Source organism: Maribacter dokdonensis DSW-8 (genome assembly GCF_001447995.1).
Lineage (GTDB): Bacteria > Bacteroidota > Bacteroidia > Flavobacteriales > Flavobacteriaceae > Maribacter > Maribacter dokdonensis.
The window spans coordinates 757,059-768,618 of the sequence record NZ_LDPE01000002.1 but is presented as its reverse complement, the minus strand read 5'-3'; the positions used below and the strand labels follow the sequence as shown (position 1 = coordinate 768,618).

General features: G+C 36.8%; 11 protein-coding genes. 3 read left to right on the top strand and 8 right to left on the bottom strand.

What is annotated here, in order from left to right; translation table 11 throughout:
• Positions 1-67: 67 nt before the first annotated feature.
• From I600_RS12970 to I600_RS12960, 3 genes are all read right to left on the bottom strand, one after another.
• The gene (locus tag I600_RS12970) at positions 68-763 is read right to left on the bottom strand and encodes an ABC transporter ATP-binding protein (RefSeq protein WP_058104953.1); all 696 of its coding nucleotides are present in this window, start codon (positions 761-763) and stop codon (positions 68-70) included.
• Between the two features lie 146 nt (positions 764-909).
• The gene (locus I600_RS12965) at positions 910-2,160 is read right to left on the bottom strand and encodes an efflux RND transporter periplasmic adaptor subunit (protein ID WP_058105135.1); all 1,251 of its coding nucleotides are present in this window, start codon (positions 2,158-2,160) and stop codon (positions 910-912) included.
• A 59-nt stretch (positions 2,161-2,219) separates the two neighbouring features.
• The gene (locus I600_RS12960; protein ID WP_058104952.1) at positions 2,220-3,572 is read right to left on the bottom strand and encodes a TolC family protein; all 1,353 of its coding nucleotides are present in this window, start codon (positions 3,570-3,572) and stop codon (positions 2,220-2,222) included.
• 202 nt (positions 3,573-3,774) lie between these two features.
• On the opposite strand from I600_RS12960, the gene I600_RS12955 reads away from it, so the two are divergent.
• The gene (locus I600_RS12955; RefSeq protein WP_058104951.1) at positions 3,775-5,139 is read left to right on the top strand and encodes a sigma-54-dependent transcriptional regulator; all 1,365 of its coding nucleotides are present in this window, start codon (positions 3,775-3,777) and stop codon (positions 5,137-5,139) included.
• On the top strand, positions 5,139-6,485 hold the full coding sequence (locus tag I600_RS12950) for a sensor histidine kinase (protein WP_058104950.1): 1,347 nt from the start codon (positions 5,139-5,141) through the stop codon (positions 6,483-6,485). Before I600_RS12955 ends, I600_RS12950 begins: the two co-directional genes overlap by 1 nt.
• 2 nt (positions 6,486-6,487) lie before the next feature.
• On the opposite strand, the gene I600_RS12945 is transcribed toward I600_RS12950, so the two are convergent.
• The 5 genes from I600_RS12945 to I600_RS12925 form a co-directional block, all read right to left on the bottom strand.
• Entirely contained in the window at positions 6,488-6,832 is a 345-nt protein-coding gene (locus tag I600_RS12945; RefSeq protein WP_058104949.1) for an MGMT family protein, read from the bottom strand.
• Positions 6,833-6,845: 13 nt separating this feature from the next.
• On the bottom strand, positions 6,846-7,472 hold the full coding sequence (locus I600_RS12940; RefSeq protein WP_058104948.1) for a LysE family transporter: 627 nt from the start codon (positions 7,470-7,472) through the stop codon (positions 6,846-6,848).
• Between the two features lie 4 nt (positions 7,473-7,476).
• The gene (trmB, locus tag I600_RS12935) at positions 7,477-8,145 is read right to left on the bottom strand and encodes a tRNA (guanosine(46)-N7)-methyltransferase TrmB (RefSeq protein ID WP_058104947.1); all 669 of its coding nucleotides are present in this window, start codon (positions 8,143-8,145) and stop codon (positions 7,477-7,479) included.
• A gap of 52 nt (positions 8,146-8,197) precedes the next feature.
• Positions 8,198-9,136 carry a sensor histidine kinase gene (locus tag I600_RS12930; protein WP_394364959.1) on the bottom strand — a complete coding sequence of 313 codons (939 nt, stop codon included), beginning with the start codon at positions 9,134-9,136 and terminating at the stop codon, positions 8,198-8,200.
• Between the two features lie 132 nt (positions 9,137-9,268).
• Positions 9,269-9,955, bottom strand: coding sequence for a response regulator transcription factor (locus I600_RS12925; protein ID WP_058104945.1), 687 nt, complete (start codon positions 9,953-9,955; stop codon positions 9,269-9,271).
• A 230-nt stretch (positions 9,956-10,185) separates the two neighbouring features.
• On the opposite strand from I600_RS12925, the gene I600_RS12920 reads away from it, so the two are divergent.
• Positions 10,186-11,478 (top strand): hypothetical protein, encoded by a 1,293-nt coding sequence (locus tag I600_RS12920; protein ID WP_058104944.1) that lies wholly within the window; start codon positions 10,186-10,188, stop codon positions 11,476-11,478.
• Positions 11,479-11,560: the final 82 nt, after the last annotated feature.

Below are 11,560 nucleotides of genomic sequence, written 5' to 3'. Positions count from 1 at the left end.
ATTAGTAATCTTCACTTCGGCTCCGCTCAGTGAACAGAATTAATGATTGATTGATGAATAAACTCCCTTACATCATGGCACCTATAGCCCTATTCTGACTTTCAGTTACGATTTGACCGTCGAATAGATTTACAACTCTATGCGCGTAATGTGAGTCTCTGTCCGAGTGTGTTACCATTACTATTGTGGTTCCTTCTTGGTTCAATTCTGTCAACAAGTTCATTACTTCAATTCCGTTTTTAGAATCCAAGTTCCCAGTTGGCTCATCGGCAAGTATCAATTTCGGATTGGTAACCACCGCTCTTGATATTGCCACACGTTGCTGCTGACCACCTGATAATTGCTGGGGAAAATGTTTTTCCCTATGTGCTATTTTCATACGTTCCAGCACTTTCATTACTTTCTCCTTACGCTCTGCCTTTCCCATTTTTAAATAGATCAATGGTAGCTCTACGTTTTCAAAAACGGTAAGCTCATCTATTAAATTAAAGCTCTGAAATACAAAACCTAAATTACCCTTACGCAGTTGGGTACGCTCGCTCTCCTTTAAGCCTCCCACTTCATTACCTGCAAAATTGTAGCTACCCTCCGTTGGGTTGTCCAACATACCAATGATGTTCAATAATGTAGATTTACCACAGCCAGATGGTCCCATAATGGCAACAAACTCGCCATCTTCTACTTTTAGGTTGACACTGTTCAATGCCAAGGTTTCTACTTCTTCTGTTCTAAAACTCTTTTTTAGGTTTGTAATGGTTATCATGTTTCTTTCTTTTTGATTGTTATAATGACATCGAAAATTCTCTGATGTGACAGTTTTATTTTAAGATAATTCTTTCCTACTTTCTACCCTTCGACTACGCTCAGGGTTCGAAACCAAACACTTAAGGTAGCTGAGCGGAGCCGAAGCTATTTTAGTACAATTCTTTCCGCTTCCCCGAAATTATCGTAGTTACTAGTTATTACTTTTTCCCCTGGTTCCAAGCCTTCCAATACTTCATAGTATCTAGAATTCTGTTTTCCTATTCTTATATTTCTTTTTATGGCTTCTCCGCCATCTGGATTTAGTACAAATATCCATTGACCGCCGGTACTCTGAAAAAAGCTTCCTTTTGGTAATAAAAGCGCATCATTAGATTCTCCCAATTGTAATTTAATATTGTAGCTCTGTCCTGAACGTATGGTTTCTGGCTTATTATCCGTAAATACCAAATCTACCTTGAACCTACCATTTCGAACTTCTGGATATACTTTTCTTAATCGTAATGGAAATTCTGCGCCATTACGCTCTAAAACCGCAGTAAGGTCTCTTTTTACGCGATCAATATAATGCTCATCTATATCTGCTTCTATTTTATAATCTGTTAACACGTTGATTTGCCCAATACGCTGCCCTTGAGCAATACTCTGACCAATTTCAGCATCTAAAAATCCTAATTGACCATCTGCAGGAGCGCGAACATTTAAATGATCCAGCCTTTGGTACACCATACCCAATGTTTTTTGCATACGAGCCAAATCTGTATCCAGACCTCTTAATGAAGTTTCGCGTAACTCATCATCCTGCTCGGTCTGTAGCTTTACAATTTCATGCTGCTTTTGAGAAAGTTCATAGTTTTCTTTTGATAGTTGATAGGCTTCCCTAGATATTAATTCCTCATCGAACAACGCTTTGTTCTGTTCGTAATTTCTCTTTAACCGCTGTAGATCTGTACTTGCCGTTGCCAATGACTTTCTACCTTCTACTTGTCTAGAATCGAAATTCAATTTTGTGGATCTTAAATCGTTTTGCTTTAATGCCAGGTTACTTTCACTCGCCAAAATCTGTTCGTACAGATTCATGTTTTCCAGCTTTAAGATGATATCGCCTTTTTTGACCATAGCACCTTCTTCTATTAACTTTTCGCTTACACGACCACCTTCATAGGCATCCATATAAATAGTTGCAATAGGCGCAACGTTACCATTAATGGTAATATAATCATCGAATTTTCCTGCAGACACCTCAGCAACCGAAAGTTTATCTTTCTCGGTTCTAAATGTGGATACCGAACTGGCAAATAACAGTTGGTAACCTACAAATAGTAGCAATACACCCAGAGCAATGTAACCGTAGTGTTTTGGTTTTAATCCTTTTTTCTTTTCTAATTTTATATCCATGGTAATCATTTGTTCGTTTGTTCGTTGTTCGTTTTTGGTTGCTGGTTCCAAATAAAAATTTAGTTGGCTTCAATATTAAATACTGGTAGTCCTCGGTAAAAGTCCAATGTGCTTTTATTGATCTCTGAACGTAATTTTACCTGTAAATTCTCATTTTGTGCACTAGCATATAAATTTTTGGCAGTAAAAAGCTCTAAAGCATTTATCAGTCCTTTTTCATATCTTTTTTGAGCAATGGTAAAGGCTAAATTCTGCGCTTCCATTTTTTGGTTGCTCTGCACCAATTCTACCAATAATGAATTATAATCTTGCACTAATTGCTGAATGGTTTGAAACAACTCTTGCTCTTGTGTCTTTAAATTATTCTCTGCACGAAGCTTTTCTATTTTAGATTGCTTCACCTGTGATCGTGCAGACCAACCGTTACTAATGGGCACACTTAAATTTACCCCAATATACTGCGAAGTATTGTCCCTAAATTGTTGCCTAAACGGTAAGGTTTTGCCAAGCGTGTCTCTCGTAGTTTCAAAATACCCAGTACCAATTCCTGCAAAGAAAGAAAGTGACGGATACAATCTTCCCCTGGAGACCGCAACCTGTTTTCTTGCTGCTTTAGCTCTTAATTCCTGTGCCTTTATCAATGGTAAAAACTCGCGAGCTTCGGTGTAAACAGCATCAGATTTTATTTCGTTAACCATTGCACCTGTTACCACTTGCGGCAATTCTTTTGTAATTTCAATTTCAGAGGTATTCTCCAAGTTCATTTCTTGGATCAAGGTTAATTTTGCCGTCGCCAGTTGATTGGCACTTTGTGTTACGTTCAATTTATCGGTCAATAGTAACGACTCTGCCTCATAAAGATCGGCACCGGCTTTTAAGCCTAATTCTACCTGCTTTTCTACCAAGTTGTAATTGGTTTGCGAGACCATTAATTGTTCTTTTGAGATTGCTACCAATCCTTCAAAAAACTGAATATCATAGAACGCTTGCATTACCCTAAATGCCAGTAAATATTTTTGTTGCAATACATCTTCTTTGGTTGCTTTGAACAACAATTTAGATGCTTTAATGGCATTTATTTTTTGAAATCCCTGAAACAAATCAATGGAGGACTCCAATGAATAATTATTAGAGTAGAAATCCTGATTTACAAATGTTCCCGTATTAGGATCTTCTGCCCTACCATAATTAACAAGATAACTAGATGATGCATTTACCGATGGCAACAAGTTACGAACTGATTGTCTATAGGTTTCTTTATTAGATTGATTGGTATACTTAAAATCATTCAACTGTAAATTATGCGCTAAGGCATATGAAACACATTCATCTAATGTCCAACTTTCTTGAGCAAATACAGATGCCCAAATGGTCAGCAGTAAAAGTGTCGTTATTTTAAATTTCTTGTTCATTTCTTTATTGGTATGCCATTCTCTATACTATATGCGTGCCATAATTTTAAATTATTGATTTGCAGGCATTTAACTTGTAATAAAATTTGACAATATTTTATCAGTGTAAAAATGTTGTACAGATATTGTCAAAATTTTTTACAGTGATATGAAAATACAAACTTCTATGTGTAGATTTAAATGAGTTAAAAAGAATGTAATCATGATCGATGCCAAGATTCTTGTAATAGATGATACCAAAAGCGTGCTCAGCGCATTAGAAATACTATTACAGTTTGAATATAAAAGTGTACAAACCATTTCTAACCCTAATTTACTTTCATCTTTTCCCAACCTTAAGGAAATAGATATCATATTATTGGATATGAATTTTTCTGCCGGAGTGAATACCGGTAACGAAGGATTGTATTGGCTGCGAGAAATTAAGAAAAAGGCTCCGCACATATCAGTTATTATGATGACGGCTTATGGTGCCGTTGAGCTTGCAGTAGAAGCCATTAAAGAAGGGGCAACAGATTTTGTATTGAAACCTTGGAATAACGAACGACTTTTAACTACGGTTAAATCTGCCTACGAGCTTAGAAAATCACAGAAAGAAGTACAACACTTAAAACAGAAAGAAAGCAACCTTAAGCAGGTCATCAATCAGAATTCCAATTACATCATTGGTAATTCAAAAGCACTTAATAGTGTACTGAGCCTTGTGCAGAAAGTTGCCAAAACCGATGTAAATATTTTAGTAACCGGGGAGAACGGTACTGGAAAGGAACTTATAGCCAGAGAACTTCATAAATCATCTGCCCGAAATAATGAGGTTTTTATTTCTGTGGATATGGGGTCTATTTCCGAAAATTTATTTGAGAGCGAACTTTTTGGCCACGTAAAAGGCTCCTTTACAGATGCCAAAGATGACCGTGCCGGTAAGTTTGAAGCTGCTAATGGAGGTACTTTGTTCTTAGATGAAATAGGGAATCTTTCTTTGCAGATGCAAGCCAAATTATTATCGGTCATACAAAACAGAGTGGTGGTACGGGTAGGATCAAACAAACCCATACCTGTAGATATAAGATTGGTATGTGCAACCAATTGTAATTTAGAACAAATGGTGGCAGACGGACTTTTTAGAGAAGATCTGTTATATAGAATAAATACCATTCAAGTACAGGTGCCTGCATTGCGCGATCGTGATAATGACGTTTTGGTTTTGGCAGATTATTTTCTAAAAAAATATGCCCACAAATATGGTAAACCAAGTTTAAAAATAAACCAAACTGCACAAGAAAAACTAATAACCTACCCATGGCCAGGAAACGTAAGAGAACTTCTACACACTATGGAACGTGCCGTAATCTTATCTGAAGGAAATGTACTAAAACCAACAGATTTTTTATTGGACGCAAAACCAGCCGTTGCAATGGAAGCCGGACCAAAAACCCTTGAAGAAATGGAATTATTGATGATAACCAAAGCCCTTAACGACAATGACGGTAATTACAGTGCCGCAGCGGACCAATTGGGTATTTCCAGACAAACACTTTACAATAAACTTAAAAAATCAGGGAAATAATGGTCAGCAAAAGCATATACTACCAACTTGTATTTCGCATTGTTCTCATTGCTATTTGTGCACTTTGTACCGCTTTTCTTTTTTCTAAAGAACAGTATTTACTCGGTGTTATTTTAACCTTTGTATTAATAGGGTTAGTGTACGCTCTTATACATTACGTAAACCAGACGAATAGAAAAATAGCCTATTTTTTTGATGCTATAAAAAATGAGGATTTCACCCTACGATTTCCCGAAAAACTAAGCGTAAAGTCTATTGAAGAATTGAACCATAGTTTGAATATGTTAAACAATATGATTCAAGATATTCACCTTAAAAAACAGGCGCAAGAACAATACTACCAAGAGATTTTACGACAAGCGGATATAGGCATTTTTACCGTCAATAATAAAGGACACATTCTCTACGCCAACCCTACGGTGCAAGATTTGCTCAATTACAGACCTTTAAACCACGTAAAACAATTAAAGCAGATAGACCCTGGTCTTTATGGCTTGTTTGAAAATCTACAACCGTTTGAAAGTACCATACATTCGTTGGGCAATGAACGAGGAAAAAAAGAGCTAACGTTAAAATGCACCCCAATTTCCATTGAAGGACAGCAATTACTATTAGTCGTAGTTCATGATATACAAAAAGAATTGGATGACAGAGAAACAGATTCTTGGGCAAAACTTATACGTGTACTTACACATGAAATCATGAATACCATTACACCAATAACCTCTATTTCTGAATCTATTTTAAAATACTTTAAGAAAGGAAATGAACTGACTACCCCAGAAGAATTTGGAGAACTACAAATAAAGAATTCCGCCAAAGGTCTAGAGGTCATTAAAGAACAGGGCAATGACCTTATGAGTTTTGTACAGTCTTACCGTACTTTTTTAAGTGTACCTGAACCTGATAGGGAACTAATACCAGCGACCAAAATTTTAGAAAAAGTACGCCTCCTACTACAAGAATATACCAATGCGCACGACATCACTCTTGAGGTAATCGCAGAACCTGAAGATCTAGAACTGTATATTGATGAAAAACAACTTACCCAAATACTCCTAAATCTGGGAAAAAATGCACAACAAGCGTTAGAAGGTCAAGAAGAAGGAAAAATAGTGATCACGGCAGGTGAATCTCCACAAGGCAAGAAATATATTACCGTAACGGATAATGGTCCTGGTATTTCTCCTGAAATGTTAGATGAAGTTTTTGTTCCTTTTTTTACGACCAAAAGTACTGGTACCGGAATAGGGCTTAGTTTAAGCAAACAGATTATGCGTTTACATGGGGGATCAATACGTGTAACATCAAATGAAACAACGACGTTTACGTTAACCTTTCAATAGCATTACAATTCTGCTTTAAGCTCAGTAAACGGATCCCAGAAATGTTTATCCAAATCCACTATTTGCAGATCTTTAATTTGAACACCTTCTGCCTCTAACAATTGTTGCATAAGGTTGGTGCCGTCAAAATGGTGTTTTCCGGTTAATATCCCAGCCTTATTGACGACCCTATGTGCAGGTATATCATCCATAGTGTGAGATGCGTTCATTGCCCAACCTACCATTCTTGCACTACGTGCCGCACCTAAATATTTGGCAATGGCACCATAGGAAGTTACCCTACCTTCAGGAATTAACCGTGCCACCTGATATACTCTTTCAAAAAAATTCTCATTTTCAGGTTTCATGGCATCTTATCGTTTAATTAAACAATCGAAAAGCAGTAATGATAAATAGCAATACCATTAATCCGCTTAAAATATAATTACTGTTCTTAGAGAATGAAGCCGCTCTATGCTCCCATCTATTGAAATAAATAACATATAAATACATTGCCAAAAAAGTACCACTACCCGTTGCCAATAAAAATAGCACCTCATCAATAATTTCATAGGTCATAATACCCTGAGAGTGAAACACAGTATTAAGTCCGCTGTAATAAGGTATGGCCAGTAAGTTAATGAGTGCCAAGAACACCCCTTTTGAAAAACTGTTTCGTTTTTTGGTCTCCACCAACATTAAGGGTTTACTTTTCTGATTTCTCCCTTTGATAAAAAACACGATCGCCAATATAAAAAAGATACCCAATGCCAATTGGAGCAACACCTCTATAACATGTTGATTTCTTGATATTAGTTTGGCAATACGTACAGCAATATAGGTCTGTAGCATTACGGCCAGTGCTACTCCTAATCCAAAAATAATCCCATTTACCTTACCTTTCTCCACACTGGTCTTGGCTGCATTCAAGTTGAGCAGGCCTGGTGGCAATGATGCAATAAAAGCTGCACCAAAAGTAAAAACAAACAAGGTTGGTAGTTGTTGCATTGATTTAGTTTACCCTGAACCTAACAAAGGTTATAGGCTTTCCCTTTTCAAGATACTGATTTTCATAGAAAGTCTGTATTTCTAAAACCTCTTTAGGACTGCCTTCATTTTTGTATACATCATGGTTAGCATACAGTACCTCTAAACCAAGACCATGCAATAAGCCCAAAGTATACCCGTGCATAAACTCGCTATCTGTTTTCAGATTTACGGTACCTTCTGGTTTTAGTACTTGTTTGTAGCGTTCTAAAAATACCGCATTGGTCATACGGTGCTTTGTACGCTTATATTTTATTTGCGGATCAGGAAAGGTAATCCAGATTTCAGAAACTTCGGCCGCACCAAAAATATGATCGATCAGTTCTATTTGTGTTCGTATAAAGCAAACATTGGGTAGGTCACCTTCAATAGCTTCTTTGGCTCCTTTCCAAAAACGGGCACCTTTGATATCAATACCAATAAAATTCTTGTTTGGAAATTTCTTTGCCAAGCCAACGGTATACTCGCCCTTACCACAACCCAATTCCAAAACAATAGGATTGTCATTTTTAAAGTGTGTATTCCATTTTCCCTTTAATGGAAAACCACCTACCACCTCTTCTCTGGTTGGCTGAATTACATTTGAAAACGTCTCGTTTTCCTGAAATCTTTTTAACTTATTCTTACTTCCCACAATGATTACATCTAAACTGGGGCAAATCTAAGAAAAAAGCAAGGGTTAGCGATTATTGTACTTCCTCTATTTGAACGATACTTTTCTCTAATGTAAAAGAAAACTCGGATCCTACCTCTACGGCACTTTCCACATAAATTTTTTCACCATGTGCCTCAATAACATGTTTTACTATGGCAAGCCCCAAGCCAGAACCGCCTTCACGACGGCTACCACTTTGATCTACCCTGTAAAAACGTTCAAAAAGTCTTGGTATATGTACTGCCGGAATACCTTCTCCATTATCGGTCACCCTTACAATAACCTTGTTCTTGACAAGATTTTCTACGCTCACTTCTGTAGTTCCGTTAAAGTTGCCGTATTTAATGGAATTCACTAACAAATTGGTAAGTACCTGTTGAATTTTTTCTTTATCGGCAAAGACAAATATGGGATCAATATATTCCATATCAAAAGTAAGGGTAATGTTCTTCTTTGCCGCTTTCATTTCCAATAGATCAAAAACACTCTGTATTAAATCTATAATATCAAATGAACGTTTATCAAGATTAAGATCTCCCACTTCTAACTTTGTAATAAGGTCTAGATCTTTTACGATATAAATTAAACGATCTACTGCTTTATTTGCCCTTATCAAATATTTCTTGCGTACGTTCTTATCATCAATGGCACCATCTAACAAGGTCTCTATATAACCTTGCACCGTAAATAATGGTGTTTTTAGCTCGTGGGAAACATTGCCCAAAAAATCTTTACGGTATTCTTCACGAATCTTTAAGGTATCAATTTCAATTCTTTTGTCCTTGGCAAACTTTTCTATTTCTGCGGTTAGGGTTCTCATATCCGTTGTTACAGGATACGAGGGTATGGTACTGGACTCTAACAATTCAACATCATCATATATTTTCTTAATACGTTTATAAATGAATTTTTCTATCCTTAACTGCAATGTTATAAAGGAGATAACAAAGAAAAACAGTGCCGCAAACATCAAAATACCCCAGTTTATGGCACTAAACCTCCATTGTAATACGGCCAATACAGAAATGCCGATTATTACAATATAGAGCGATGATCGAAATGCAAAGCGATATGATTTTTTTGAACGTAAAGGCGCTGCCATTTAGAGTACAAACTTATATCCTACTCCCTTTACGGTTTTAAAATGGTCTTCACCTATTTTCTCACGGAGCTTTCTAATGTGTACGTCTATTGTTCTACCACCAACAACCACTTCATTACCCCAAACTTTATCTAGAATGACTTCTCGTTTAAACACTTTACTAGGTTTAGACGTTAACAAGGCCAACAATTCAAATTCTTTTCTTGGCAAAATAATCTCTTTACCTTTTTTAATGATCTTATATTCTTCCCTGTTAATGACAATATCACCTACCTTGGTAATATCTTCTTGAACGTTCTCCTCATTTTTAATTCTTCGAAGAAGTGCGTTTACCTTACTTACCAAAACTTTAGGCTTAATAGGCTTGGTAATGTAATCATCTGCCCCGGCATCAAAACCGGCTACTTGAGAATAATCTTCTCCCCTAGCGGTCAAAAAGGTTATTATGGTACTTTCCATACCCGGTGTTCTTCTTAAGATTTCACAGGCCTCTATACCGTCCATCTCTGGCATCATTACATCTAACATAATAAGATGTGGCAGTTTTTTCTTAGCCTTCGCAACACCGTCCGTACCGTTCTTAGCAGTATAAACGTCGTATCCTTCTGCGGATAGATTATAACCTATAATCTCTAGGATGTCTGGTTCATCGTCAACTAAAAGTATCCTAATATCCTTCTTTTTCATGGTTTTTAAAATGGATTGATTCGCTCAAAAGTAAAGATAATACTATTACTGATAAGGTAGTTAACATTCATTTAATGTAGTAACATTTAGATAACATTATCAAAATAAATGTTTAACATGGATCTAACCCGAACATTACAACCCATCTCTTTCTTTGCCGTGCAATTAAATTTTATGTGCTTAGAACACAATTGCCAACCTAATTAAATTAATAAATTTAAAAAGAAACGATGAAAAAAATTATTTGGTCACTTGCTACAGTTACCGCTATTATTGCTGCAGCATCTTGTGAAAAAGAAACTGTTGTAGAAGTTGAAAAAGAAGTAATTGTGGTTGATACGGTTACTACTGAAACTGAAGTAGAAACTTCCATTACCGTAACTGATGACATTACAACCGATGTTACATGGACAGCCGACAAAATAGTGAACTTAGATGGTAGAGTTTTCGTTACCGAAGGGGCTACCCTTACTATTGAGGCGGGTACAATTATAAAAGCTAATGCTGGTTCTGGTGCTAACGCTTCTGTACTAGTAGTTACAAGAGGTAGTAAAATTGAAGCTGTAGGTACTGCTACTCAACCTATTGTATTCACTTCTGCTGCTGACAATATAGAAATTGGTGAAACTGCCGGAACAAACCTTGACCAAAATGATCGCGGTCTTTGGGGTGGTTTAATCGTGTTAGGTAATGCACCTGCATCTTTTGATGGTGATGCCGAATCTGCACAAATTGAAGGAATTCCTACTGATACTGATGGTGACAAGGGATTATATGGTGGTAGTGATGCTGCAGATGATTCTGGTACATTACAGTACATTTCAATTCGTCACGGTGGTGCTTTAATAGGTGAAGGAAATGAAATCAACGGACTTACTTTAGGTGCTGTAGGTACAGGAACGACTGTAGATAACATCGAAGTTGTTGGTAATGTTGATGATGGCGTAGAATTCTTCGGTGGTACAGTAAACGCAACCAACCTATTCGTATGGGCACAAGGTGATGATGGTCTTGATATTGACCAAGCTTACTCCGGTACTATTGACAATGCAGTAGTTGTACAAGGTGGTATTTCTGACCATGCATTAGAAATTGATGGTCCAGAAGGCTCTTTACAAGGTGCATACACATTAACAAATGCCACTTTGATAGGACTTGACGATAATGTTGCTGGAGGTGAAATCGCTGATTTCAGATCAAATGCACAAGGTACTAACAACAATATCTTAGTAACTGGTTTTACGGGTGTAGGTACCGATTTAGTACTTTCCGATGTTGAATTGGATAACGAAGGTGTTGCTGCAAACTATACTGCCGGTACATTAGTATTGACAAACTGGGAAATAGTTTTACCAACAGGTGTTACCAGCTCTTCTGAAGTATTTAACGATACTACTGACAGCACTACTTTTGAAGCTGATGCCGCTACTTTTTCATCTGCTGTTACAGAAGGAACTGTTGGTGCTGAAACATCGGCATTTTCTTGGACTTATGCTAACTCTAAAGCTAGCTTAGGTTTCTAAACCAAACATTAATAATAGTTACACATAATAATTGCTCGCCTTAAGGATATCTGTAGGCGAGCAATTTATTTCTTTTTAACAT